Origin of the sequence: Bradyrhizobium sp. BRP23 (assembly GCF_020194135.1) — a bacterium.
Classification (GTDB): domain Bacteria; phylum Pseudomonadota; class Alphaproteobacteria; order Rhizobiales; family Xanthobacteraceae; genus Bradyrhizobium; species Bradyrhizobium yuanmingense.
Genome location: NZ_JADYVW010000010.1, coordinates 91470 through 117580, shown reverse-complemented (window position 1 = coordinate 117580; position 26111 = coordinate 91470). Strand labels below are relative to the sequence as shown.

The window sequence follows — 26111 nt, the reverse complement described above, 5'->3', positions numbered from 1 at the left end:
GGCTTCGCCTAACCCACCCTACGTCGATGACCTCTACATCGGCCGGTACGTTCTCACATCGGCGGGCACGCTCACACCGAGCTTGATCTGGCCGACGGAGCGGATGATGTCGTCGCCGAGCAGCTGGGCGAAGCAGGCATAGCCCCAATCGTTCATGTGCAGGCCGTCGGCGATGACGAAGCTCTCGACCGGGATCGACTGGTTCTCGTGCCAGTCGCGCATCACCTCGAAGCGGGGGAAAATGCCGACCTTGCGGAGCTCGGCGACGTTGCCGAGCAGCTTGATCATCTTGCCGGCGCTCTCCTTGCGCTGGTTGACGGCCGGCGAATATTGCGGATCGACCAGCACGATGTCGGTGCCGCCGGCGGCCTGAATGCGGCTGATGCCGTCCTCGACCAGCTTGGCCGTATCGGCAGGATCGAGATTGCGCAGCACGGCGTTGGTGCCGACCTGCCAGATCACGAGATCCGGATGCCTGTCGATCACCTGCGTCTGCAGACGCTTCATCATCTCGGGGGCGTCCTCGCCGCCGACGCCGGCATTGATGACGCTGATGTCGGCGGTCGGATAGTGCCGGCGCAGCTGCGCGGCGAGACGATTGGGGTAATTGAACTCCGGCGAGCTCGCGCCGAACCCCTGGGTCGACGAGGAGCCGAAAGCGACGATGACGACGGGCTGGCCGGCGACCAGCTTGCTCGCAACATGCGGCAGCGAGCCCATCGCCTTGGAGCCGCCCTTCGGCGGCAGGCAGGGCACGCGGCTGAAGATGTCGGCGGCGGACTTTGCGACCTCCTTCACCTTGTCGATGGCGCGCGAGGTGACGCCGCGCTGCTCGGGCGACCTCGCGGCGACGGTGGTCTGGGACGGCGTAGCGGGCGCGGGATCAGGCGACTGGGCGGGTGCGGGGGTCGCCGGCTGTGCAGCCGGCGTCTGCGCATGCGAGGCGGGCGTCAGCAACAACAGCACTGCTGTTGCAGGCACGGCCAGCCATGACGTCAGGCAAAAAGGGCGGAGAGAACTCATTAACGCTAGACCTCAATTTTGCTGCTGGGCCGGCTCCAGATGAGCAGCGTCAATCACGAACTGTGCCAACGCCCGGCCAAGGCAATCATGGACCTGCTTCGCCAGCTCAGGCCCGCGGGACGGGTTGAACAGGTCGAACTGACCCTGTTCATTCCACTGCCGCATGATCGCGAAACGATCGAACAGCGGGATGTCGTGCTCCTGTGCCACGACGCGCATATTATCGAGAAAAGGCTGCGCCGAGATCATGGTCTCGGTGCGCGGGCTATATTGCAAATTCATCAAGACGACGTCCGCCCCTGCCTTTTGCAACGCAACAACCCCGTCGGTCACCGCGCTACGAAATTCGTCGGGATCGATGGATCGGATAGCATCCACGGTCCCGGTCTGCCAGATGACCAAAGTAGGCGTTTTTGCTTCCATCAGCTTAACGAAGGTGGACGCGGTCTCCTCTGCCGTTTTCTTGCTCTGTATTTCTACGGAGACGTGCACCGGCTCGGAGGGCGGCAGTTTCTCCTTGAGGATCGCCTCCATGCGCGCCGGATAGGAGCTGCTCTCCGACGACGGAATCGTGGTCGAGCGGCTGCCGATCACCAGGATGTCGAGCGGTTTGCCGGCCTTGATCGCCTCGGCGACCTTGGGCAGCTGGCTTTCGCTGGTCAGCAGATAGGACGGCAGTTCGCAGGCCGCAGGCATAGGGGATGCGGCAGACGCGGCATCGCCCGCGCGCGCCGTGGGCGCGGCGAGGTTACCGCATAGCAGGACCAGGCTCAGGAGAACCTTCGCCTTCATCAGCCCCCTCCCGCCAGATCGGCGTTGCCGACGGCGTTTTTGGTTTTCGCACCGCTCTTGTCAGCCACACGCTTGTACCACGAAATGACCCAGGCCACCCCCCACATGATCAGGATTCCGGAGAGGCTAATCAACGCATGCATGACCGGCCCGCCGGAGATTTCGGCGAGGACGAAATGGCCGGCAAAGGCCAGGAAGACGCCGAGGCAGAAGATCTCGAGCGAATGCTGACCACATAGAATCAATGGTCGCAGCCAGCGCGATTTCAAGCCCGGCCAGTCGCGGGGCAGGAAGCGTACGGTCAGCGCCGCCAGCGCCAGGAAGTGCGCGAAGCGCAGCACGTCGAGGTCGGTCTTGTCGATCGGATACATCCATTGTTCGATCTGCTTCGGCATGAACTGGGAGAGCTGGGGCACGTACCAGGTCAAGGTCACGTAGAACGCCGCGATGAGATAGGCGATCGAGATCCACATCGTCACGGGCGAGGCCAGGATGCCCGACATGCGACGCGCACCTCCGAGCGCGCACCAGGCACCAAACACGAACAGCAATTGCCAGGCGAACGGATTGAAGGCCCAGAAGCCGTTCGGATAGGCCGACAGGTAAAGGTCGTACTCCCAGGTCACCGCGTAGAGCAGGACCGACAGCCCGAGCGTGACGTCCGGCCGCCATTTCATCGACCACAGGATCAGAGGCAGCGCCAGCATCAGCACGATGTAGAGCGGCAGCACGTCCATGTTGACGGGACGGAAGCGCAGCAGCAGCGCTTGCACGATGGTGACGTCGGGCTGCTTGAGGAAGTCCATGATGCCCATCTCTTCGGTGTAGAGCGGGTTCTCGAACCTGGTCGCCACATAGGAGATCTCGGCGAGAAAGATCGTGAACAGGAAGACGTGGGCGACGTAGATCTGCCAGACCCGGCGCAGGATGCGCGCGGTGGCGATGAGAACGCCGCTCTCCAGCATGGCCCGGCCATAGACGAAGGCCGCGGTGTAGCCGGAGATGAAGATGAAGATCTCGGTGGCGTCGCTGAGGCCGTAATTGCGGATCGTGAACCAGGTCAGCAGACTGGGCGGCAGATGGTCGATGAAGATCAGCCACAGCGCGAGGCCGCGGAACAGATCGAGCCGGAGCTCGCGCTCGCCGATGGCGGGCAGCGTGATGGCCGGCGCTGCGGCGCGCGCCTTGGTCCCTGCGGGCTTGGCGCCCGCGGTTCCTGCGATGGTCGATCCCGTCACTTGGTCGGCAATGGTCATCGGGGCCTGGAAACCCTTCCGCAAATCGCGACGTTGAAGCAGTGTAATGGTCCGGCTGTCGTCTCGCAAAGCGTCCGGATCACATCAGGGTGTCTCCCTCGGTGGTGTGCTTTCCCGCCAATTCTGGCGGGACGATGTCGCCAAGGCGCCCGCGGGGGTTTGGTTCCCGGGGCGGATTTCGGTATGATGACAGCCATGTACCGCGCCGTGACCCGCCAGATCGAAGTGACCGTCGAGCCGAACTTTGTTCCGGAGCAATCGTCGGCCGACCGCTCGCGCTACTTCTGGTCCTACACCATCGTCATCACCAATTCGGGCGAGGAGACCGTGCAGCTCAAGACGCGGCACTGGATCATCACCGATGCCTCCGGCCGCCAGCAGGAGGTGAAGGGCGAAGGCGTGGTCGGCGAGCAGCCGATCCTCGCCCCCGGCGAGCGCTTCGAATACACCTCCGGCGTGCCGCTCTCGACCGCCTCGGGCTTCATGACCGGCCGCTACCAGATGGTCAGCGAAACCGGCGAGCGTTTCGAGATCGACGTGCCGACGTTTTCGCTGGACAGCCCCGACAACAAGCGGGTGTTGAATTAGAGAGGCGAGTTCGCCGTAACACTCACAACTGTCATGCCCCGGCTTGACCGGGGCATCCAGTACGCCGCGGCCTCTCGTTTCGATCAGCATCGTCTCGGAGTACTGGATCGCCCGATCAAGTCGGGCGATGACACCGCGCGTGTGGCACTGCTCCACTCGACATTGCGAGTGCAGCGACGCGGGTAGGCTCAGGCGTCCTCGACGCCCGCCTCGTGCGGCGTGAACTGGTACACCGACGAGCAGAACTCGCAGGTGACGACGACCTTGTCGTCCTTGACCATGGCGGCGCGGTCGTCGTGCGAGAAGCTCTTGAGCATCGCGGCGACCGCATCGCGCGAGCAGGAGCACCGCGCCTCGAGCACCTGCGGATTGAACACGCGCACGCCGCGCTCGTGGAAGAGGCGGTAGAGCAGCCGCTCGCCAGAGAGCTCGGGATCGATCAGCTCGACGTCTTCGACCGTCTCGATCAGCGAGCGTGCCTCGACCCAGGCATCGTCTTCCGCGACGCTGTGCACCTCGGTGCCGTCGGGCGCATCGCCGGGATGCAAGTCCGCCTGCCGCGCGCGCTCCGGCGCCTTCGGCAGAAATTGCATCAGCATGCCGCCGGCGCGCCAGCGATGCTTGCCGCCGTCGCTCGAGCGCCACTCCTCGCCGACCGCGAGGCGCACGCGCGTCGGGATCTGCTCGGAGCGCAGGAAATATTCGTGGGCGGCGTCTTCCAGGCTGCCGCCGTCGAGCGCAACCAGGCCCTGGTAACGGCTCATGTCGGGGCCCTGGTCGATGGTCATGGCGAGATGGCCGCGGCCGAGCAGCGTGCCGGAATCCTTGGCCGTGCCCAGGCGCGAGGCGTCAAAGCGCGCATAGGCGCGCAGGCGGTCCGGGGCCTTGTAGTCGACCACCAGGAACGACACCGGACCGTCGGTCTGGGCCTGAAGAATGAAGCGGCCCTCGAATTTCAGCGTCGAGCCGAGCAGCGTCGTCAGCACGATGGCCTCGCCGAGCAGCTTGCCCACGGCTGCGGGATAATCGTGCTTGGTGAGGATGTCGTCGAGCGCGGGGCCAAGCCGCACCAGGCGCCCGCGCACGTCAAGCGCGTCGACCTCGTAAGGCAGCACGGCGTCATCGATCGGAACCGATGATGGCGCGCGAACCGGGCCTTCAGGCCCGGTGTTCATGTCAGGAGACTGGGAAACCATGGCGCTTTATCTGGGGTCGGAGGGCGGAAATGGAAGGGGGCGCGTTCCGGATGCGATGAGGGTGCACAACGCTACAGCAAGCTCGGTGTCGTCCCGGGGCGCGCAACGCGCGAGCCCGGGACCCATAACCACAGGACCACGTCATCGAGCGAGATGGCAACTCCGAGTCTTCGCCAAACGACTTCCTGCGGATCTGCGCGCGCTTTTGGCGCGCTTGTCCGGGACGACAATTGCGTGTGAGGCCGCAGCCGGGCTTCCAGCGCGCCTACTTCACCGCGTCGAAGCACCAGGCCAAAATGCCCTTCTGCGCGTGCAGGCGGTTTTCGGCCTCGTCGAACACGACCGATTGCGGCCCGTCGATCACCTCGTCGGTGACCTCCTCGCCGCGATGGGCCGGCAGGCAATGCATGAACAATGCGTCCGCCTTGGCCAGCGACATCAGCTTGGCATTGACCTGGTAGGGCTTGAGCACGTTGTGGCGGTGCTCGCCCTCCTTGTCGCCCATCGACACCCAAGTGTCGGTGACGACGCAATCGGCGCCGCGCACGGCGGCTTCCGGATCGGTGCCGAGCACGATCGGCGCGCCCGTCGCCTTGATCCAGTCGCGCATGGCCTTTTTCGGTGCGAGCTCCGGCGGCGTTGCGACATTGAGCTGGAATTTGAAGCGCTCGGCGGCATGGGCCCAGGACGCCAGCACGTTGTTGTCGTCGCCGGTCCAGGCCACCGTCTTGCCCTCGATCGGGCCGCGATGTTCCTCATAGGTCATGAGGTCGGCCATCACCTGGCAGGGATGCGAACGCCGCGTCAGGCCGTTGATGACGGGCACGGTGGCGTTGGCCGCAAGCTCCAGCAGCGCATCATGGTTGAGGATGCGGATCATGATGGCGTCGACATAGCGCGACAGAACCCGCGCGGTGTCGGCGATGGTCTCGCCGCGGCCGAGCTGCATCTCGGCGCCGGTGAGCATGATCGCCTCGCCGCCGAGCTGGCGCATGCCGACGTCGAACGAGACGCGGGTGCGGGTCGAGGGACGCTCGAAGATCATCGCCAGCGTCTTGCCCTCGAGCGGCCTGACCGGCTGCTGCGCCTTCTGCTTCGCCTTCATGGCGGAAGAGGCGGCGAGCATGCTCTTGAGCTCCGAGAGCGGCAGCTCGTTGATGTCCAGGAAGTGCTTGGGAGCTTTGTTGGGCGTCGTGCTCATCAGCTTGCCGCCCGCTTGGTCTGGCTGGAGGAGATCGCAGCGCAGGCGCGCTCTAACCGGCCGACGCTGTCCTCGATCTCCGCTTCCGTGACGATCAGGGGCGGCAGGAAGCGCACGACATTGTCGCCGGCCCCGACGGTGAGCAGCTTTTCGGCGCGCAGCGCCGCGACGAGATCGCCCGAGGGCACCACGGCCTTGATGCCGATCAGCAGGCCCTCGCCGCGCACCTCGCTGACGATTTCGGGATGACGATCGATCACGGAGGCGAGCTTCTGCTTGAGCAGCAGCGACATCTTCTGCACGTGGTCGAAGAAGCCGGGCTTGAGCATGACATCGAGCACGGCGTTGGCAGCCGAGATCGCGAGCGGATTGCCGCCGAAGGTGGAGCCGTGCGAGCCGGGCCCCATGCCGGCCGCCGCGTCCGCGGTCGCCAGCACCGCGCCGATCGGAAAGCCGCCGCCGAGCGCCTTGGCGAGCGACATCACATCCGGTGTGACGCCGGTGCGCTTGTAGGCAAAGAGCTCGCCGGTGCGGCCCATGCCGGTCTGCACCTCGTCGAAGGCGAGCAACAGGCCGCGCTCGTTACAGAGTTCGCGCAGCGCCCTCAGGAAGGTGTGAGGTGCAGAACGAACGCCACCCTCGCCCTGGATCGGCTCGATGAGAATGCCGGCGGTGTGCGGACCAATCGCCTTCTTCACGGCGTCGAGGTCGCCGTGCGGCACCTGATCGAAGCCGTCCATCGGCGGACCGAAGCCCTCGAGATATTTCGCAGAGCCGGTGGCGGCGAGCGTCGCCAGCGTGCGGCCATGGAAGGCACCCTCGAAGGTGATCATGCGGTAACGTTCCGGATGCCCCTTGGAGAAGTGATGGTGGCGCACCAGCTTGATCACGCCTTCCAGCGCCTCGGCGCCGGAATTGCAGAAGAACACGAAGTCCGCAAAGCTCTCATTGCAGAGGCGGCTTGCGAGCTTCTCGCCGTCAGGGCTCTGGAACAGGTTCGACATGTGCCAGAGCTTGGTCGCCTGCTCCTGCAACGCCTTGACCAGCGCGGGATGGACATGGCCGAGCGCATTCACCGCGACACCCGAGGTGAAATCGAGATAGCGATCGCCGTTGGTCGCGATCAGCCAGCAGCCTTCGCCGCGCTCGAAACCGAGGTCGGCCCTGGCGAAAACGGGGAGCAAATGCGGCGCTGCGCTGTTAGTCATGACGTCACTTGAATGTTGCGGACGGTGTGAGACATGCATTGCGCGACGCACCATCGACCGGCCCCGGAAAACGAAACGTGCCGCCTTTTAAGGGCGGCACGTGGCACTATCTTATGCCTGGCAAGACGGGTGTCAATGCCGCCCGGAAAGCCTCGCGAAACGCTGATTCCGTAGTCTTGCGGTGCCGATTTTGCGGGTTTTTCACCACGGAACATGTGGAAGCGAGTCGGCGGACTCTTGCGCGGGAGTCACGCCATATTGTAGCGTTTGGACTGTCAGATACGACATCTCGTGCAGCAGTTCTGATCCCAGAAGTCCTCATGTACCGGCGTAAACGTTCGGGCGTCTTGAGCGCGCCCGGCGAGCCTTAAGGGATTCTGACGGCACGGGTTTTTCAAGGCTAAAGCATTCGCTGCGAAGGCCCCAGGATGGCAGGCGCGCAGCGAGGGAAAGGGTGCAATGACGGTTTTGACCTGGTCCGATGATCGCGTCGAGCAGCTGAAGAAGCTCTGGGAGGCCGGACTTTCGGCCAGCCAGATCGCGGCGGAGCTCGGCAATGTGACCCGCAATGCCGTGATCGGCAAGGTGCACCGGCTCGGCCTGTCCGGCCGCGCCAAGAGCCCTTCATCGGCAGCGCCGCGGCCGCGCAAGGCACGGCCCGCGCAGCATATGATGCGGGTGACCCGCCCCGTCGCGCGCGGCAACACCGCGTTGGCGCAGGCCTTCGAGGTCGAGTTGGAAGCCGAGCCGGTTACCTACGACAACGTGGTGCCGATGAGCCAGCGGCTGTCGCTGCTGGAATTGAACGAGGCGACCTGCCACTGGCCGGTCGGCGATCCCTCGAGCCCGGATTTCTTCTTCTGCGGCGGCAAGGCGCTCTCCGGCCTGCCCTATTGTGCCCAGCATTCGCGCGTGGCCTATCAGCCCGCAGCGGATCGCCGTCGCGCAGCACCGAAACCGGGCACGCGGTGAGCTTGCGGAATTCCCTGATCGCCAAGCTTTGATCGCCAAGCTTGATCGCCAAGACTGCAGCCGTCATACGATGACGGCTCCCAATCGCCCGGTGTCATCCCCGCGAATGCGGGATCCGTAACCGCGGGGCGCAATCGTTGCGCGAGATGGTCACTCCGAGTCTTCGCCAAACCACGTCCTGTGGCTAATCGCGAAGAGCGCAAGCGCTCGCGCTGAGATCCCGGGCTCACGCTGCGCGCGCCCCGGGATGACGGCCGAGATCGGCGCCGCAGTTCGCCAAACCAGCTGTCGCTGGCGCCTTACGTCTGCTCAGCCTTCGCGAAGCGATCGTCCAGCGCGTAGCCGGCGCCGCGGACGGTGCGGATCGGGTCCTGCTCGCGGCCAAGATTGAGCAGCTTGCGCAGGCGGCCGATATGGACGTCGACGGTGCGCTCGTCGATGTAGATGTCGCGGCCCCAGACGCTGTCGAGCAGCTGCTCGCGCGAGAACACGCGGCCGGGATGCTCCAGGAAGAACTCCAGCAGGCGATATTCGGTCGGACCGAGATCGATCGGCCGGCCCGAGCGCGCCACGCGGCGCTTGTCGCGGTCGAGCTCGATATCGCCATAGGCGAGCACGGTGGCGAGGCGCTCGGGACTCGCACGCCTGAGCAGGCCCTTCACGCGCGCAAGCAGCTCCGGCACCGAGAACGGCTTGACGATATAATCATCCGCGCCGGTCGCGAGCCCGCGCACCCGTTCGCTCTCCTCGCCGCGCGCGGTGAGCATGATGATCGGCAGCTGCTTGGTCTCGGGGCGGGTCCGAAGCCGCCGGCACAGCTCGATGCCTGACAGGCCCGGCAGCATCCAGTCGAGCACGATCAGATCGGGAATGTGCTCCTTGAGGCGGGTGTCGGCGTCATCGCCGCGCATCACCGTCTCGACGTCATAGCCGTCGCCTTCGAGGTTGTAGCGAAGAAGCTCGGTGAGAGCTTCCTCGTCCTCAACCACCATAATGCGTGCGCCCATGTGGTCGTAGCTCCTTAAGTCGTCAGGTGTTCGGCACCGTCGTGGCGAAGGTCGTCATGTCGCCCTTCGGCCGCTTGTCGGTGATCGCCTGGCCCTCGATCATGTAGAACACGGTCTCGGCGATGTTGGTGGCGTGGTCGCCGATCCGCTCGATGTTCTTGGCACAGAACATCAGGTGGATGCAGAACGAGATGTTGCGCGGATCCTCCATCATGTAGGTGAGGAGCTCGCGGAACAGCGAGGTGCAGATGGCGTCGACTTCTTCGTCGCCCTTCCACACCGCCATCGCCGCCGGCAGGTCGTGCGCGGCATAGGCGTCCAGCACCGACTTGACCTGCTGCTGCACGAGGTCGGTCATGTGCTCCAGGCCGCGGAACAGCTTGAGCGGATGGAAATCCGTCTCCAGCGCCGCGACGCGCTTGCCCATGTTCTTGGCGAGATCGCCGATGCGCTCGAGATCGGTCGCAACGCGCATCGCGCCGACGATCTCGCGCAGGTCGACGGCCATCGGCTGGCGGCGGGCGATGGTGAGCACGGCGCGCTCCTCGATGCGCTTCTGCAGCGCGTCGAGCTCGACGTCGGTGGCGACGACGCGCTGGCCGAGCGCGACGTCGCGGCGGATCAGCGCGTCGACGGAATCGACGATCATGCGCTCGGCGATGCCGCCCATCTCGGCGACCAGGCGGGTGAGCTCCTGAAGGTCGCTGTCGAAAGCCTTTACGGTATGTTCAGAACCCATGTTCCGTCTCCTCAGCCGAACCGGCCGGTGATGTAATCCTGCGTGCGCCGATCGCTCGGCGACGTGAAGATCTTGCTGGTGTCGTCGAACTCGATCAACTCGCCGAGATACATGAAGGCGGTCTTGTCGGAAACGCGCGCCGCCTGCTGCATGTTGTGGGTGACGATCGCGATCGTGTAGTTCTCGGACAATTCCTGGATCAGCTCCTCGACCTTGGCGGTCGAGATCGGGTCGAGCGCCGAGCAGGGCTCGTCAAACAGGATCACCTCGGGCCGCACCGCGACGGTGCGGGCGATGCAGAGGCGCTGCTGCTGGCCGCCGGAGAGCGACAGGCCGGAGGCATTGAGCTTGTCCTTGACCTCGTTCCACAGCGCGCCACCACGCAGCGCCTTCTCGACGCGGTCGTCCATCTCGGACTTGGAGATCTTCTCATAGAGACGAATGCCGAAGGCGATGTTCTCGTAGATCGTCATCGGGAACGGCGTCGGCTTCTGGAACACCATGCCGACCCGGGCGCGGAGCAGGTTGAGGTCGAGCTTGGGGTCGAGGATGTTGGTATGGTCGAGTAACAGCTGACCGTCGGCGCGCTGGCCCGGATAGAGGTCGTACATCCGGTTGAAGATGCGCAGCAGGGTGGACTTGCCGCAGCCGGACGGGCCGATGAACGCCGTGACGCGGTTGGTGCCGAGCGCCAGGTTGATGTTCTTCAGCGCGTGGTGGTCGCCGTAGTAGAAGTTGAGGTTGCGCGCCGTGACCTTGGCGGGCGCCTCGGGCAGGGGCTGCGAGCCGGGATGAACGGACGGTGCGCTGACGGAAACAGACATTTCACTCATTTTGCAGTCCTCTCGGCGCCAAGGATGCGCGCGCCAATGTTAAGGGCAAGCACGGTCAGGGTGATCAACAGCGCACCGCTCCAGGCGAGTTGCTTCCAATACTCGTAGGGGCTCTGCACGAAGTTGTTGATGGTGACAGGCAGGTTCGCCATCGTCTTGTTCAGGCCGAGGCTGAAGAACTGGTTCGACAGTGCCGTGAACAACAGCGGCGCGGTCTCGCCGGCGACGCGGGCGGTCGCCAGCAGCACGCCGGTGATGAGGCCGGAGCGCGCGGCACGATAGGCGATGCGCTTGATCACCAGCGAGCGCGGCAGGCCGAGCGCGCTGGCAGCTTCGCGCAACGGATTCGGCACCAGCAGTAGCATGTCTTCGGTGGTGCGCACGACGACCGGGATCACGATGACGGCAAGCGCCAGCGCGCCCGCAATCGCCGAGAAGCCGCGCATCGGCACCACCACCGCGCCATAGATGAAGAGGCCGATGATGATCGAGGGTGCCGACAGGAGAATGTCGTTGATGAAGCGGATCACCGAGGTCAGCTTGTCGTTGCGGCCGTACTCGGCGAGATAGGTGCCGGCGAACAGGCCGAGCGGCGCGCCGATGCCGACGCCGATCACGGTCATGATCAACGAGCCGACGATGGCGTTGCGCAGGCCGCCCTCGGTCGATCCGGGCGGCGGCGTGTCAGCTGTGAAGACCTGGAGGTTGAGCCCGGCCAGGCCGTTGTAGAGCAGCGTGACCAGGATCAGCGCGAGCCAGGTGACGCCGAAGGCGGCGGCTGCGATGCAGAGGCCGCGAATGACGATGTCCCAGCGGCGGCGGCGCGAATAGATCGGGTTCATGGCTTCACTTCCCGGCCTTGGTTTCGAGGCGCAGCAGCATCAAACGGGCGGCAGCGAGCACGAAGAACGTCAGCACGAACAGCAGGAGGCCGAGCAGGATCAGGCCGGACTGGTGCAGGCCGTCGCTCTCGGCAAATTCGGAGGCGATCGCCGCCGAAATCGTCGTGCCCGGCGCGAAGATCGACGAGGAGATCCGGAACGAGTTGCCGATGATGAAGGTCACCGCCATGGTCTCGCCGAGCGCCCGGCCCAGCGCCAGCATGACGCCGCCGATGATGCCGACGCGGGTGTAGGGGATCACCACGCTGCGGACGACCTCCCAGGTGGTGCAGCCGACGCCGTAGGCGGCTTCCTTCAGCACCGGCGGCACCGTCTTGAACACGTCGACCGAAATCGAGGTGATGAAGGGCAGCACCATGATGGCGAGGATCAGCGCGGCGTTGAACAGGCTGAGATAGGACGGGGGCCCTGCGAAGATCGCGCCCAGCACGGGGACGCCGTCGAACACCCTGATCATGAAAGGCTGGAAGGTGTTGGCCAGGAACGGGCCGAGCACGAAGAAGCCCCACATGCCGTAGATGATCGAGGGGATGCCGGCGAGCAGCTCAACCGCCATGCCGATCGGGCGCCGCAGCCATTGCGGGCAGAGCTCGGTGAGGAAGATCGCAATGCCCAGACCGACGGGAATGGCGATCAGCATCGCGATGAAGGAGGTGACGAGCGTGCCGTAGATCGGCCCGAGCGCGCCGAGCACCGGCGGATCGGCCGAGGGCGCCCAGCGCTGCGTCCACAGGAAGGAGATGCCGAACTCCTGGATCGCCGGGAAGGCGCCGACGATCAGCGAGATGATGATGCCGCCGAGGATCAGCAGCACCGAGATCGCGGACAACCGCGTGATCCAGTAGAAGGTGACGTCGCCGAGCTTGAACGCGCTCAAGGCCTTGGCGCGATCATATGGACCGGCAGCATCAATCACATTGCTCTCAACAGCCATCTCAGCCACGCCGATCCCCTATACCCGTTTTATTTACGCTTGTTGTTGGTGGCGCGCTCCGGATGCGGCAGGAGGCCGATCCGGAGCGGAGATCTTGCAGCGTCCCGGAACCGTGTCCGGGACACATATAGCGCCTTAGCTCTTGATCTCGGCAGCCCAGGTCTTCTCGATCTGCTGGACGACGCTGTCCGGCATCGGAATGTAGTCGAGCTCCTCGGCCATCTTGCCGCCGTTCTTGAAGGCCCAGCGGAAGAACTTGATCGCTTCCTGCGCGGCCGCCTTGTCGGTGGCGGACTTGTGCATGAGGATGAAGGTCGCCGCCGTGATCGGCCAGGACTTCTCGCCGGGCTGCTCGGTCAGGATGACGTAATAGCCGGGAGCCTTGGACCAATCGGCGTTGGAGGCGGCCGCCTGGAAGGCCTCGACGGTCGGCTGCACCGGCTTGCCGGCCTTGTTGACGAGACCGGTGTGGGTGAGCTTGTTCTGCTTGGCATAGGCGTATTCGACATAGCCGATCGAGTTCTTGGTCTGGCTGATGTTGCCCGACACACCCTCGTTGCCCTTGGCGCCGACGCCGACCGGCCACTCGACCGCGGTGCCCTCGCCGACCTTGCTCTTCCAGTCCGCGCTGGCCTTGGAGAGATAGTTGGTGAAGTTGAAGGTGGTGCCCGAGCCGTCCGAACGACGGACCACGGTGATGGCCTCTGACGGCAGCTTCGCGTTGGGATTGAGCTTCTTGATCGCGGCATCGTCCCACTTGGTGATCTTGCCGAGATAGATGTTGGCCAGGGTCTCGCCGTCGAAAACCAGCTCGCCCGGCTTCACGCCCTCGATATTGACGACGGGGACGATGGCACCCATCACCATCGGCCACTGGACGAGGCCGTCCTTCTCGAGCTGCTCGGCCTTGAGCGGCGCGTCGGTGGCGCCGAAGGTCACGGTCTTGGCCTGGATCTGCTTGATGCCACCACCCGAGCCGATCGACTGGTAGTTCAGACCGTTGCCGGTCTCCTTTTTGTAGGCGTCAGCCCACTTCGAATAGATCGGGAACGGGAACGTCGCGCCGGCACCGGTGATGTCGGCCGCAAAGGCTACCGTCGTCGATGCGGCGACCAAGCCGGCAGCGACCATGGTTTTGAGGAAATTCATGCTGGTCTCCATACAGGGGAGCGAAGCGCCATCCGCGCCCGATCGCGCTCCCCGCGCCGCCGCTTTAGGGGCGGTCGGCTGTGCTTTTACGAAGGTTTCGTGACAGTTGGATGACGACACCAAGCAATTGAAATTGCTTGCGTTTCCGATCAAGCCGGAGTCTTGATCTGGGGAAAACAGGCGGTGAAGGTGGCGCCCTGCCTGGGCACGCTTTCGATCAAAAGGCGGCCGCGATGACGGTTAAGGATATGTTTCACCAGCGATAACCCGAGCCCGGTGCCGCCTTGCGAGCGGCTGTCGCCGACGTCGACCCGATAGAAGCGCTCGGTCAGCCGCGGCAGGTGCTCCGGCGCGATGCCCGGGCCGAAATCGCGGACCATGACCCGGATTTCCTGAGTTCCGTCAGCGGCGGCGCTCGAGGTCAGCGACACGATGACGCGCCCGCCGGAGGCGCCGTATTTGAGCGCGTTCTCGATCAGGTTCTCGAACAGGCGGAGCAGCTCCTCGCGGTCCCCCGCGATCATCACCGGCGGCTCCGGCAGGTGGATGTCCACCTCGACCTGACGCTCGCGCGCCAGCGGCTCGAGCCCGTCGGCGACCTGACGGATGATCGGGACGAGATCGACCAGGGTGTCGGGCCGGACATGGGCCGACAGCTCGACCCGCGACAGCGACAAGAGATCGTCGATCAGGCGCGCCATGCGCGTGGCCTGGTTGTGCATGATGCCGAGGAAGCGCTCGCGCGCCTTGGGATCGTCCTTGGCCTGACCCTGGAGCGTATCGATGAAGCCCGACAGCGCCGCCAGCGGCGTGCGCAGCTCGTGGCTGGCATTGGCGACGAAGTCGGCGCGCATCTCCTCGACCCGGCGCAGCGGCGTCTGGTCGTGGAAGGTCATCAGCATGCATTTGTCGGCGCCGCCGAAGCTGGTCGGCACCGGTACCGGCGTGATGATCAGCTCCATCCAGCGATCGACCGGAACATGATCGAGATAGGTCGCGCGCCGCGGCTCGGTGGTCGCGATGGCCTCGCGCAGCGCGGTGATGATCTCCGGCGAGCGCAGCGCGAACTGGGCGAGCTCGTTCTTGCGTAGCGCCGGCGCGAGCTGGGCGGCGGCGGCGTTGAGGTGGATGACGCGGCCGGCCCGGTCGAGCAGCACCGCCGGATCCGGCATGCCGGCGACCACCGCGGCCACCGCCGCGCTCTCGACCGGGTTGATGCGTCTGACGTCGTCGCGGGAGGTGGCGGGATCGTGCAGCCGCCACGGGATCAAGGCAGCCGCCGCGATGCAGAGGAACACGATTGCAGCGTGCAGCGCCGACAATTCGCCGAGCGAGACCACGACGGACAGCGCCAGCGCCGCGGCGATCAGGATGATGGTCGAGTGCCGCAGCCGATCGGACCAGGGCTGGGCGGAGGGAGAAGAGGGGGCGTCGATCGCCATCGGGGCGGACTTCTCCTGGGGACTGTCCTTAAGGACCTGACACCGGTCAGGCGCCGCTGTCGCTGCGCTCTCTCACATAGGCGGCTTCAGGCGCCGGGCCGGGGTCCAGCTTGAGCGCCGCCTGTTGCAAGCGCTTCGATCGGGCGCCGATTATAACCTCTCGAAACGTCAGCAAGATTACAGATAAGACGAACGGAGACAGATAATAGAGGACGCGGAACAGGAGCATGCCGCCCAGCAGCTCCTCGCGGTCCATCTGCCAGAGCCCGACCAGCATGGCGGCATCGAACACCCCCAAGCCTCCGGGTGAATGGCTGGCGAAGCCGAGCAGGGTCGCCGAGACGAAGATCACCGCGACCATCACGAAGCCGAGATTGGGCTCGTCGGGGACCAGCACATACATCGCCAGCGCGCAGAAACCGAGATCGACGATGCCGATCGCGATCTGGAGCAGCGTCAGCGGGCCGCCCGGCAGCACCACCGTCCAAGGGCCGCGGCCGACCACCCGCGGCTGGCTCCAGACCCAGATCACGTAACCGATCAGCGCCACGATGATCATCAGCGCCAGTGTCCGGTTCAGCCAGACCGGCAGCTGGTCGATCGAGGCTGCCGCCTCCGGATGGTAGGCGATGCCGAGGCCGAGCACCGCGGCATTGCCCAGCCAGAAGGTCAGGCCGGCGAGAAAGCAGATTTTTGCGACGTCGATCGCGTTGAGCCCATAGGCCGAATAGATGCGGTAGCGCACCGCCCCGCCGGTGAAGACGGAGGCGCCGACATTGTGGCCGATCGAATAGCTGGTGAAGGCCGCGAGCGCGTTGATGCGATAGGGCACATGGGCATGGCCGATCGCGCGCGTGGCGAAGAGGTCGTAGAAGGTCAGCGTGAAATAGCCCGCAGTGACGAATAGCGCCGCCATCGCAATCTGGCTCGGCTCAGTGCTCTTGATCGCTTCGAGGACCTCGTTGAAATCGATGCCGCGCAGCATGTGGTAGAGCACGTAGCAAGCGATGCCGATGACCGCGATGCTGATCACGACTCCAAGCTTATGCAGGACTTGCTTCTGGCGCAGAAACGTCGTCGCCCTGCGTATGGCTTCCAGCATCTAGACCTCGAACAACGCTTCAGCGGCCAGGGTGGCCGGCGGACAGGCGGACGCGCAGGCATTCAACGAACCCTCGCCGCCGGCGCCGGAATCGCGCATGTCCCCTGCCCCTCCACTAGCGCGTTTTCGGCCGAAGTGGAATTCGCCAATTCGAACAAAAACACGTGCCTTCAATATTTTAGGCAGGGTTGCAGCTCCCAGTGCAGAATTTGGCGCTTTCGTCGGCAAGGCTTGGCGCGAATCTCCAGGCGATCCTGCGCAGGGGCCATGAAGTTTTGATGATTTCGGCCGCACAATGTTCCGTCACGCCTTAAGCCAACGTCAATCTATGGAGCCGGCCTGCCTGTTGAAAGAGGGGTGACTGGAGCGGCCAGGTCCCGGTTTTCCAATGCGCCGAAAGGCCGCGGCGGAGCACACCCCGCCCCGCGCGTGAGGGTGCATAGCAACATCACACAGCGGCTGGCGGCGCGGTACGCGAGACCACCCGATCGCGCAGCCACGCTCCGATCGTGCCGCCGACGAGATAGCAGGCGAACATGATCAGGCCGAGGTCGAGCCAGTAGCCGAAGCGACCGGGGACCACATGGGTGAGAGAGGCCGCGACCAGGGCGGCGGCAAGCACTGCGAGCCACCGCGCAATCACCTTCGAGGTGCCGTTGCCGCGCTGGACCACCGAGATCCAGCCCATGCAGAAGCCCAGCAGCAGCGAGCCGATCAGCCAGCCCAGATGGAACGAGACGAGATAAGGCATCGTCACCTCACCAGAAATTCGATGCGGCGGTTCTGCGCCTTGCCTTCATCGGTGTCGTTGCCGGCGACGGGCTGCGTGCTGCCATGGCCGACCGCGGTGAAGCGGCTGGCAGGAAGCCCCGCCTTGACCAGATAGTCGATCACCGCCTGCGCGCGCTTTTCCGAAAGGGCCTGGTTGAAGGCATCCTCGCCATCGGCGTCGGTATGTCCGACGACCTCGATATTGGTGGTGGGGCAGCGCAGCGCAGTCTCGATGAGGCGATCGAGAATGCCGGCCGAGTCAGGATCGATGTCCGCGCGCCTGTTCGCGAAGCGGATCTTGCCCTTGGTCAGAAGCTCCGAGAACAATTGCTGGCACACGGTGCCGTCGACCGGGCCTGCGGCGGGCTTCACCGTGATCTCCGGCTTGTACTGCCAGTTCTTCGGGAAGTCCTTGCCGAGGCCTGCGCGGATCTCGTTGGCGGCGCCCTCGTAGAGCGCATCGCCCGAGAGCTTCACCTCGCGGTCGGAGACGACCAGCGTGCCGGTCGACAGCCGCGACAGCGCGCCGAGCGCGGCGATAACAGCCGAGCTGAAGGAGCCGGGGGCGCCGATGCTGGCCTTGAGATTGTCGACGACCTTTTCGGTGAAGAACTTTCGCGAGGCGCTGGTGCCAATCGCGGCGTGGACGTTGTTGTCCGGAACATAGCCGGTCAGCGTCACCGTCGCAGCCACCGGATCCTTGTAGGCCTGGAAGATGTAGGGCGGCGCCTTGATCTCGTTGGCCGCAATCGAAAAACCCTCGGGCAGGTTCTTCAGCGCAGCCGCGATCGCCTCACGGCCGCCGAGCTCACGCGCCATGCCCGACAGATTGACCTTGGTGTCGGTGATCGTGATCTTGCCGTCCTTCAGCTTGCCGATTTGATCCAGCAGCAGCATCGCGGCGGCTTCGAACCGAGGCGGCGCCCCGCGCGCCAGCCCCATCTGGTCGGCGACCTCGACGCCGCCGACTTCCTTGCGGGCCGCCTCGGTCAGCCGGGCCCTCATCGATGGCAGCGGCGCGGAGCCCGACAGCGTCACCCGCACCACGTCGCGCTCGGCATTCCACACGAAGGGCTTGGCCTCGGGAACGAGGCGGGTCCGGTCGTCGACCAGCCGCACGCCGGGCACGGTTTCGACCGCCATCACTGCGTCGCGGCGCCCCTCCTCGGAGAAGGCGTCCGCGGCCAGGCTGACGTCGCGGCCGTCGACCGCGATCCGGGTCTTGTCCAGAACGGTGTCCTTGAGCGCAGCCGAGCTGCGGGCCGACAGATCAGCCTCGACCGGTAAGGTATTATTCCAGGCCGCAAATCCCCACATGACGGCAAGGGGGATCAACCCCGGCCACCATTTGCTGGCCCACGAGAAAAGCTTCTGCATTCGACGACCCGACCTCTGGAAACGGAGACAAAACAAACCCTTGGCAGGCTGTCAAACCGGAAATGGCCCTGGTCCCAAGGCCCGGGCGGGACAATCGGAATAACTTTTTCTTCAAGGGTTCTTCCGTAAGTTGAGGCCGGAATGCCAAAGTCCCCCACCCGGTCATGAAACAACTGCGTAACAACGTCATCCGCGCCGGGCTGGGAGCACTCTATCTCAGCGGGGCGCACCACCTGTTGCGCCCGCTTTTGTCGGGCGTCGGCGCCATTTTCATGCTGCACCACGTGCGGCCGGCGCGCGAGGCCGAGTTCCAGCCGAACCGGCATCTCGAGGTCACCCCCGACTTCCTGCGCGCCACGCTGTGCCATTTGCGCTCGCGCGACATCGACATCGTCAGCATGGACGAGCTGCATGAGCGGCTGGTGCAGGGCCGGTTCGACCGTCGCTTCGCCGCCTTCACCCTCGACGACGGTTACCGCGACAATCTGGATTACGCGCTGCCGGTGCTGCGCGAATTTGACGCGCCGCTGGCAGTCTACGTCACGAGCGATTTTGCCGACGGCACCGGGCGATTGTGGTGGACGGCGCTGGAGGCCGTGATCGCCAAGGCCGAGCAGATCGACATTCAGATCGGCAATTCCGCCCTGCGGCTCGATGCGACCAGTGTCGCGGCGAAGCAAGCGGCATTCGACCGCCTGCACGACTGGCTGCGCGCGCTGCCGGGCGAGCAGGATCTTGCGCGCGAGATCGGGGCGCTGTGCAGGACTTACGGCGTCGACATGGAAGCGCTGTGCCGCGGCTTGTGCCTGTCCTGGGCCGAGCTCAAGTCCTTTGCCGCCGATCCACTGGTCACGATCGGCGCGCACAGCATCAGCCATTGCAATCTCGCCAAGCAGACGGAAGACATCGCCGCGCAGGAGATGGCCGCAAGCCGCGCGCGGATCGAGCAGGTGCTGGAGCGCCCCGTGCTGCACCTCGCCTATCCCTATGGCGACCGCGACGCCGCGGGCGCGCGCGAATTCGCCCTTGCCGCATCCGCCGGTTTCAAGACCGCGGTGACGACGCGGCCCGGCATGCTGTTCGCCGAGAACGCCGGCCACATGACCGCGCTGCCCCGCGTCTCGCTCAATGGCAATTATCAGGACGCGCGGATCCTGCCGGTGCTGACCTCGGGTGCCGCGACCGCGATGTGGAACGGCTTCCGCCGCATCGCGGCGGCGTAGGCCTCAATCTGCACTGGTCGAGGACAAGCGTGCCTTCCTTGACACCCCTCCCCGCTCCGCCCACAACCGGCGGCAACCAAGGGAGGGACGCATGTTCAACGATCTGTTCTCGCTCAAAGGCCGCATCGCGCTGGTAACCGGCGGCTCGCGCGGCATCGGAAAGATGATCGCGGCGGGATTTCTCAGCGCCGGCGCGGCAAAGGTCTACATCACCGCGCGCAAGGCCGGACCGTGCGAGGCCACCGCGAAGGAGCTCAGCGCGCAATATGACGGGGAATGCATCGCGCTGCCGATCGACATGTCCACGGTCGCCGGCTGCGAGCTGCTCGCGGGCGAATTCAAGAAGCGCGAATCCAGGCTCGACATCCTCGTCAACAATGCGGGCGCGGCCTGGGGCGCAGAGTTCGACGAATTCCCGGAGAGCGGCTGGGACAAGGTGATGAACCTCAACGTCAAGGCGCCGTTCTTCCTGACCAAGGCGTTGGCGCCGACGCTGCGCACGTCAGCGAGCGCGGAACGGCCGGCGAAGGTGATCAACATCGCCTCGATCGACGGCATCTTCGTCAATCCCGGCGAGACCTATTCCTATGCCGCGAGCAAGGCCGGGCTGATTCATCTGACGCGGCGCATGGCGGTGAAGCTCATCCCGGACCACATCGTGGTCACCGCAATCGCGCCGGGCCCGTTCAAGTCAGACATGAACCGCGCCGCGCGCGACCACGCCGACGAGGTCGCAACGCGCGTCCCCGTGGGCCGCATCGGCACCGACGAGGACATGGCGGGCGCTGCGATCTACCTCGCCTCCCGCGCCGGCGATTACGTGGTGGGAGCGACCATCGCGGTGGATGGCGGCATCGTCTATGCGAACCCGGGGATCAAGGGCAGCGGGTGGGACAGCGATTGATGCGGCGATCTCCCGTCACGTGCATCGGGACTCAAAACCAAAACGTCGAAAACAACCCCATGCACAGTAGCGGGCCCCTTCATCGATAAGGGATCTTTCGAGCGGCCTGGAGACAACATTTGCAGCCGCCATGCAGTTGACACGTCGGGCAAAACACGCGTCGAGCTGGCGCGTGTACTCAAAATCTATGGATGCGAGAGCTAGCGTCGCGGCGTTCGTCCGCGTATCCGGTCGAATCCTTGCTTGATCGCTGCGAAGCGCTGCTCGATGAATGGTTCGTGCTCAGTATCGGTGAAAATGTAGGGCCAGTCGTTTTCGATGGCCTCGCGAACCAGCTCGCCTACGTAGAGCGGATCAACGCCGTTGTTGATCCGTTCATGCAATGCCTTGATGATCTCCGCGCGTGGTCCTTCTGTCGGCGGAGGGTTGCCGACAGCCCCGGCAAATCGGTGCGGCACGTTGCGCCGAGAGTTCATGATCTGCGTGCGGATAAAGCCCGGACACAGAACGGAGACCCCAATCTTCCTCGGCGCGAGCACGTTACGCATCCCCTCGGAGAGCGCCACCACTCCATATTTGCTTACATCGTATGCCGGACTTGGTCCCGTAATCAGTCCGGAGACGGACGCCGTGGAAACAACCTGCCCTCCTTCGCCGTGCGCTTCGATCAGCGGACCGAATATCTCGAAGCCCCAGATCACCGACATCAGATTGACGCCGAGGACCCAGTTCCAGCCTGAATCAGTCCACTCACCAAAGGTGCCGCCGCCACCCACGCCCGCATTGTTGACCAATATGTGGATTTTGCCGTACCGCGCGACGGTCGCGTCCGCTGCCGCCTGAAGTTCGCCCTTGAGCGAAACGTCCGCTTTCACGCCATCGACATCGGCTTTGGTTCGTGTCTTCAGGTCCGCGACCACTTTTTTCAGCGCCTCCTCCTCGATATCGCAGAGCATGACCCTCACGCCCGCCCGCGACAGCACGGTCGCGATCCCCAGTCCGATGCCCGAGGCAGCGCCAGTCACGAATGCGGTCTGTCCAATCAAGTCTCTCATGCGCGTTCCATCTTGCTTTCACTCAACCAGTTCGCCCGGGAAATTGCGCCGCGGGGCGCTGGCTCCGCGCCTGCGATGACCGAGGCAGCCGGCGAGGGCGCTGCGGAAGCAGTTGGTGATCTAGACCGCATGGCCGAGCGATCGTGAACTGAACGGAGAGGCGATGGAGAGGCTGTTCCAAGCGAGTGCTTCGGGCTTCGATACATGGTCGCCAATCCGCTGGGCTACCTCTGCAGCGCGCGTGCCCAGCATACAGTGGGTTGCCCCTGCTATCGTGCATAGCGAAGCATTCGCCAACGCACGGGTCAGGATTTCCGCGCTTCGCTGCAACGCTTGTTTGCTGCGCTCGCCGCAGATGACGCGGGTTGGGAGCAGGATGTTGGCGAAAGCCGACAATGGTGGATCGAATGCCGAACGCATGTCCAGAACCTGGGTCGCAGTCGTCCTGACGATGTATTGCCGCGTCCGGGACGGCTGGGCATCGAAGCTGCCCTCGCCGCCGAGATAATCGACCACCCGAAGCGCGGCTTCCTTCTCGCCGTTTTCGAACGCCTGGAAGTACGCATCGCGCATCGCCGTAAACTGCTCATACAGCGCAAGCTCGTTCTCCCGGCGCAGCAGGCCGAAAGCCAGCGGCTCTATCAGGGTCAGGCTCATGAGCCGCACTAGCCCGCACAGCGCGACGTCGATACACGCGAGCGCGCCGAAAGAATATCCGACGAGATGCACCGGACCGCCGGCCCGGCGGATCACGGCTTCGACAATCTCCGCCTGCCGACCGATCGATGTATCGGCAGCTGTCCGTCGGTCCCTTGTGCCGCCATAACCCGGAAGGCTCGTCGTCACCGTCCGGAAACGACCGCCGAGCGCCTCGATCACGCCCCGCCAGGTTGACGCGGTCGCCCACGATCCCGGAACGAACACGATGGTGGGGCCCGTGCCCTCCTCGCCATAGTCGATGGGGCCGTGCCTATCCTGCAGCATTGTTGAGGCTGTGTTCATCGCCATCACCTCCAGTCTCGAGGGTTTCGCCTGGCAAGGATGCGCGAAGCGCGACCTCAACACTTTACTGACCACTTACATTTTCATTATCGACGGCTGATTTCGCACACTCCCCGCTTGCTAGGCTGTGCTACGCTCGTGCTGCTGGAGGAACGGACGAGCTGATGCGCTATCTGTTTGAAGATTTTGCGCTCGACGCCGACAAGCGGGAGCTACGCAGGGGGATTGATGCGGTTTCGGTGACGCCGCAGGCCTTCGACGTGCTTCTCTACCTGATCCGCAACCGCCAGCGCGTGGTTAGCAAGGACGATCTGATTTCCGCCATTTGGGGCGGCCGCGCCATCTCGGATGCCGCGCTTGCGACCCGCCTCAATGCAGCGCGCGCTGCAATCAACGATGCCGGCGATCAGCAGCGCCTCATTAAGACGCTACAGAGGAAGGGCTTTCGCTTCATTGGCAGCGTGCAGGAAATCGGCGGACAGGATGATGCTGCGGTCCCAAATGACGCACTTCAACCCCCGACACCAGCTCCCGGGCCGTCCGACAAACCCGCGATTGCCGTGTTGCCGTTCCAGTCCATGCCGGCCCGTCCAGAACAAGAATACTTCGCCGATGGGTTGGTTGACGATATCATTACTGCTCTCTCGCGCTTCAGGACGCTCTCTGTCATCGCTCGCAACTCCTCGTTCACCTACAAAGGTAAGGCTGTCGACATCAAGCGCGTCGGCCAGGAGCTTGGCGTGCGATACGTGCTCGAAGGCAGTGTGCGCAAGGAAGGGTCGCAGCTAAGAATCAATGCACAATTGATCGATGTTGCAACTGGCGCGCACCTTTGGGCCGATCGGTTTGAAGGCGCTTTGGGAAACGTTTTCGATTTACAGGACAAGGTCGCGCTACACGTGGTCGGGGCCATCGCGCCAGAAGTCGATCGTGCCGAGATCGACAGAGCCAGTCGAAGAAGGACCGGTAACATCGATGCGGTGACAGCGTATTATCGCGGTTTGCCTCATATTCGTTTCCCAACCACTCCACAGAATAATGAAGCTGCTTCGAGGCATTTCGAGCAAGCGATTGCTCTTGATCGCAGCTTTGCGCCTGCGTATGGCGGTGTTGCAACTTGCATAGCGTGGCGAAGGGCCAACAATTGGCCTGGAGACTTTGTCGAAGACAACGCTCAGGTCTTGCAGATTGCCGAACGTTTAAAGGAGCTTGGGGCAGACGACGCAATGGCCTTAACCGTTGTGGGCTTTCTCCTGTTCTGGTTCGCGCTCGACCTCAATGGCGGGGTTGAATTGGTTGAGCGCGCCATCCACTTCAATCCAACCTATGGACCCGCACTTCACGCGCGGGGCCTCATTCGAGGTTGGCAAGGCGAATCCGATGCCGCCGTTGCGGACCTTGAGCTGGCTCTGCACCTAAGTCCGCGCGATCCTTTCAACTACAACGCAATGCTGGGACTTGCTCTAGCGCATCACAACGCCGGCAGACATGCCGAAGCGGGTGAGTGGGCTGACAAAGCCGTTCGAGCCTTCCCCCCGGCGTTCAATGTAGGAATGGCTCAGGCCATCCTCTGCTACGTGGGCGCTGGACGATTGGACGACGCTCAAAAGCTGATGGCAGAAATTCTCCGCCGATCTTCTGGCTCTCGACGATCAACTGTGGCTGCCCCGCACTATTCGCCCAAGCTTAGAGCGGAACTCTTGGAAGCGATGATCAAGGCGGGACTACCCGAATAGCTTTGTTCTTGGGGCAAGCAGGCGGTGGGCAGGCTGGCGTGTGAGTACGCCGCGGCGCCTCGCGTCTATCACACCGCCTCTGGAATACTGGATCGCCCGGTCAAGCCGGGCGATGACGCTGTGGGTGTGGAACGGTCGTGGTGCGTCGCAAGCGCCCTACGACTCGATCTTCACGTACTCGAAATCGCCGGGCTTGTTGTCGATGCCGACCTTCGGCGGCGAGATCCAGGAGGCGAACTGGCCGATCTCGGTGACGGGCTGCATCAGGGAGGTGATGAAGTCGCCGTCGCTGGCCGACGGCAGCCATTCGTCCTTGCGCCTGGCCCAGGTCGCATCGTCGATCAGGATGCCGTCGGGCGTCGCGTGCACGTCCTTGAACTCGCCGATGTGGCGGTGGAAGGCGACGTTGGGCAGCGTCAACTTGAAGTCGTAGCCGGCGGTCGAGATCACCTTGTTCCAGCGCAGCATGCCCTTGACGCAGTCCTGGCTGTAATCGTCACGCAGGCGCATGTTGAGCGCGGTCAGCGCCGGCTCGTCGACCAGCTTGACTTCGCCGTTGATCAGCTTGAGCACCGGATAGGTCGAATTCTTGAGCTGGTGATCGTCGTCGATCTGGGTCTCGTGGTAGCGGCCCTTGATGCCGGCGTTGAACGCGTTGGCCGCATTGGTCGAGACTTCCGAGCCGAACAGGTCGAGCGACAGCGTGTAGTGCAGGTTCAGCTTCTTCTGGATGGTCGGAAGATCGATGACGCCGAGCGCGCGGACCTTCGCGACGTCGGTGGGATCGGTGATGCCGGCCGCCTTCATCGCATCGCAGGTGCGCTGCACGACGCGGGTGATGCCGGTCTCGCCGACGAACATGTGGTGCGCTTCCTCCGTCAGCATGAAGCGGCAGGTGCGCGACAAGGGATCGAAGCCGGACTGCGCGAGCGAGTGCAGCTGCATCTTGCCGTCGCGGTCGGTGAAATAGGTGAACATGAAGAAGGACAGCCAGTCCGGCGTCGCTTCGTTGAACGCGCCCAGCATGCGCGGCGCGTCGGCATCGCCGGAGCGGCGGCGCAAGAGATCGTCGGCCTCCTCACGGCCGTCGCGGCCGAAATACTTTTGCAGCAGGTAGACCATCGCCCAGAGGTGACGGCCTTCCTCGACGTTGACCTGGAACAGATTGCGCATGTCGTAGAGCGAGGGCGCGGTCTTACCGAGATGGCGCTGCTGCTCGACCGAAGCGGGCTCGGTGTCGCCCTGGATCACGATCAGGCGGCGCAACATGGCGCGATGCTCGCCCGGCACTTCCTGCCAGGCCGGCTCGCCATAATGCTCGCCGAACGGCACGACGCGGTTCTCTTCCTGCGGCGCAAGGAGAATGCCCCAGCGATATTCGGGCATGCGGACATAGTCGAACTTGGCCCAGCCGCGCGGATCGACGGAGTAAGCGGTGCGCAAATAGACCAGGGATTCCTGGAAGCCCTCGGGGCCCATGTCGCTCCACCAGTCCATGTAGCCGGGGTGCCAGCCCTCCAGCGCCTTCAGCACCTGGCGGTCTTCGGCGAGATTGACGTTGTTGGGAATCTTGGTCGAGTAGTCGACGTTCATGATATTCATGTTCATGTGGACCTCCCGTGGGGGATTGGATGAGGTGATCGCAACCTGCGAAGTCCGGGCTGGCGAGTGGCGAATCGCGAGTAGCGAATAGATTCTT

Annotated in this window: 24 protein-coding genes; 5 read left to right on the top strand and 19 right to left on the bottom strand. The window is 64.2% G+C overall.

Annotation, left to right across the window (positions count from 1 at the left end):
• Positions 1-33 precede the first annotated feature (33 nt).
• The 3 genes from I6F24_RS25845 to I6F24_RS25835 are packed head-to-tail and all read right to left on the bottom strand — an operon-like array spanning position 34 to position 3071.
• A complete protein-coding gene (locus I6F24_RS25845; protein WP_036020425.1) occupies positions 34-1023 on the bottom strand; it encodes an SGNH/GDSL hydrolase family protein in 990 nt (329 codons plus the stop codon).
• A 12-nt stretch (positions 1024-1035) separates the two neighbouring features.
• Positions 1036-1815, bottom strand: a complete 780-nt coding sequence (locus I6F24_RS25840) for a lipolytic enzyme (RefSeq protein WP_036020422.1) — start codon at positions 1813-1815, stop codon at positions 1036-1038.
• A complete protein-coding gene (locus I6F24_RS25835; protein ID WP_036020420.1) occupies positions 1815-3071 on the bottom strand; it encodes an OpgC domain-containing protein in 1257 nt (418 codons plus the stop codon). Before I6F24_RS25835 ends, I6F24_RS25840 begins: the two co-directional genes overlap by 1 nt.
• 195 nt (positions 3072-3266) lie before the next feature.
• Here I6F24_RS25835 and apaG point away from each other — a divergent pair, with 195 nt between their 5' ends.
• Entirely contained in the window at positions 3267-3659 is a 393-nt protein-coding gene (apaG, locus tag I6F24_RS25830) for a Co2+/Mg2+ efflux protein ApaG (RefSeq protein ID WP_024337101.1), read from the top strand.
• A gap of 188 nt (positions 3660-3847) precedes the next feature.
• On the opposite strand, the gene I6F24_RS25825 is transcribed toward apaG, so the two are convergent.
• The 3 genes from I6F24_RS25825 to I6F24_RS25815 all read right to left on the bottom strand — a co-directional run bounded on the left by I6F24_RS25825 (position 3848) and on the right by I6F24_RS25815 (position 7264).
• Positions 3848-4855: an Hsp33 family molecular chaperone gene (locus tag I6F24_RS25825; protein ID WP_109142180.1), complete on the bottom strand. Its 1008-nt coding sequence runs from the start codon at positions 4853-4855 to the stop codon at positions 3848-3850.
• A 265-nt stretch (positions 4856-5120) separates the two neighbouring features.
• Complete coding sequence (gene argF, locus I6F24_RS25820) at positions 5121-6056, bottom strand: ornithine carbamoyltransferase (protein ID WP_036042744.1); 936 nt, start codon at positions 6054-6056, stop codon at positions 5121-5123.
• Positions 6056-7264 carry an aspartate aminotransferase family protein gene (locus I6F24_RS25815; protein WP_225152076.1) on the bottom strand — a complete coding sequence of 403 codons (1209 nt, stop codon included), beginning with the start codon at positions 7262-7264 and terminating at the stop codon, positions 6056-6058. The genes argF and I6F24_RS25815 overlap by 1 nt, the downstream gene beginning before the upstream one ends.
• 459 nt (positions 7265-7723) lie before the next feature.
• Between I6F24_RS25815 and I6F24_RS25810 the strand changes: the two genes are divergently transcribed.
• Complete coding sequence (locus tag I6F24_RS25810; protein WP_036001664.1) at positions 7724-8236, top strand: GcrA family cell cycle regulator; 513 nt, start codon at positions 7724-7726, stop codon at positions 8234-8236.
• Between the two features lie 299 nt (positions 8237-8535).
• On the opposite strand, the gene phoB is transcribed toward I6F24_RS25810, so the two are convergent.
• The 10 genes from phoB to I6F24_RS25760 form a co-directional block, all read right to left on the bottom strand.
• Entirely contained in the window at positions 8536-9243 is a 708-nt protein-coding gene (gene phoB, locus I6F24_RS25805) for a phosphate regulon transcriptional regulator PhoB (protein ID WP_008143479.1), read from the bottom strand.
• Between the two features lie 22 nt (positions 9244-9265).
• The gene (gene phoU, locus I6F24_RS25800; protein WP_036001670.1) at positions 9266-9982 is read right to left on the bottom strand and encodes a phosphate signaling complex protein PhoU; all 717 of its coding nucleotides are present in this window, start codon (positions 9980-9982) and stop codon (positions 9266-9268) included.
• Between the two features lie 11 nt (positions 9983-9993).
• A complete protein-coding gene (gene pstB, locus I6F24_RS25795; protein WP_036020413.1) occupies positions 9994-10815 on the bottom strand; it encodes a phosphate ABC transporter ATP-binding protein PstB in 822 nt (273 codons plus the stop codon).
• Positions 10812-11657: a phosphate ABC transporter permease PstA gene (gene pstA / locus I6F24_RS25790; protein ID WP_036001676.1), complete on the bottom strand. Its 846-nt coding sequence runs from the start codon at positions 11655-11657 to the stop codon at positions 10812-10814. The genes pstB and pstA overlap by 4 nt, the downstream gene beginning before the upstream one ends.
• Before the next feature lie 4 nt (positions 11658-11661).
• Complete coding sequence (gene pstC / locus I6F24_RS25785; protein ID WP_036001678.1) at positions 11662-12651, bottom strand: phosphate ABC transporter permease subunit PstC; 990 nt, start codon at positions 12649-12651, stop codon at positions 11662-11664.
• Between the two features lie 135 nt (positions 12652-12786).
• Positions 12787-13800, bottom strand: a complete 1014-nt coding sequence (gene pstS / locus I6F24_RS25780) for a phosphate ABC transporter substrate-binding protein PstS (RefSeq protein WP_036001732.1) — start codon at positions 13798-13800, stop codon at positions 12787-12789.
• Between the two features lie 149 nt (positions 13801-13949).
• Entirely contained in the window at positions 13950-15242 is a 1293-nt protein-coding gene (locus tag I6F24_RS25775; RefSeq protein ID WP_036001680.1) for an ATP-binding protein, read from the bottom strand.
• 46 nt (positions 15243-15288) lie between these two features.
• Positions 15289-16344, bottom strand: coding sequence for a lysylphosphatidylglycerol synthase domain-containing protein (locus I6F24_RS25770; protein ID WP_036001683.1), 1056 nt, complete (start codon positions 16342-16344; stop codon positions 15289-15291).
• Positions 16345-16792: 448 nt separating this feature from the next.
• Positions 16793-17095 carry a hypothetical protein gene (locus I6F24_RS25765; protein ID WP_036001688.1) on the bottom strand — a complete coding sequence of 101 codons (303 nt, stop codon included), beginning with the start codon at positions 17093-17095 and terminating at the stop codon, positions 16793-16795.
• Positions 17096-17097: 2 nt separating this feature from the next.
• Positions 17098-18492 (bottom strand): OmpA family protein, encoded by a 1395-nt coding sequence (locus I6F24_RS25760; protein ID WP_225140674.1) that lies wholly within the window; start codon positions 18490-18492, stop codon positions 17098-17100.
• Positions 18493-18656: 164 nt separating this feature from the next.
• Between I6F24_RS25760 and I6F24_RS25755 the strand changes: the two genes are divergently transcribed.
• Both I6F24_RS25755 and I6F24_RS25750 read left to right on the top strand, forming a co-directional pair.
• Positions 18657-19715, top strand: a complete 1059-nt coding sequence (locus I6F24_RS25755) for a polysaccharide deacetylase family protein (RefSeq protein ID WP_225152074.1) — start codon at positions 18657-18659, stop codon at positions 19713-19715.
• 91 nt (positions 19716-19806) lie between these two features.
• Entirely contained in the window at positions 19807-20619 is an 813-nt protein-coding gene (locus I6F24_RS25750) for an SDR family oxidoreductase (RefSeq protein ID WP_225152072.1), read from the top strand.
• Positions 20620-20819: 200 nt separating this feature from the next.
• Here the strand turns inward: I6F24_RS25750 and I6F24_RS25745 are convergent, their stop codons facing one another.
• The gene (locus I6F24_RS25745) at positions 20820-21674 is read right to left on the bottom strand and encodes an SDR family NAD(P)-dependent oxidoreductase (RefSeq protein ID WP_225152070.1); all 855 of its coding nucleotides are present in this window, start codon (positions 21672-21674) and stop codon (positions 20820-20822) included.
• A 120-nt stretch (positions 21675-21794) separates the two neighbouring features.
• The gene (locus I6F24_RS25740) at positions 21795-22676 is read right to left on the bottom strand and encodes an alpha/beta hydrolase (protein WP_225152068.1); all 882 of its coding nucleotides are present in this window, start codon (positions 22674-22676) and stop codon (positions 21795-21797) included.
• 164 nt (positions 22677-22840) lie between these two features.
• Between I6F24_RS25740 and I6F24_RS25735 the strand changes: the two genes are divergently transcribed.
• The gene (locus I6F24_RS25735) at positions 22841-24412 is read left to right on the top strand and encodes a winged helix-turn-helix domain-containing protein (protein ID WP_074447645.1); all 1572 of its coding nucleotides are present in this window, start codon (positions 22841-22843) and stop codon (positions 24410-24412) included.
• Positions 24413-24568: 156 nt separating this feature from the next.
• Here I6F24_RS25735 and boxB read toward each other — a convergent pair whose 3' ends face one another.
• Entirely contained in the window at positions 24569-26020 is a 1452-nt protein-coding gene (gene boxB, locus I6F24_RS25730) for a benzoyl-CoA 2,3-epoxidase subunit BoxB (protein WP_225152066.1), read from the bottom strand.
• Positions 26021-26111 lie beyond the last annotated feature (91 nt).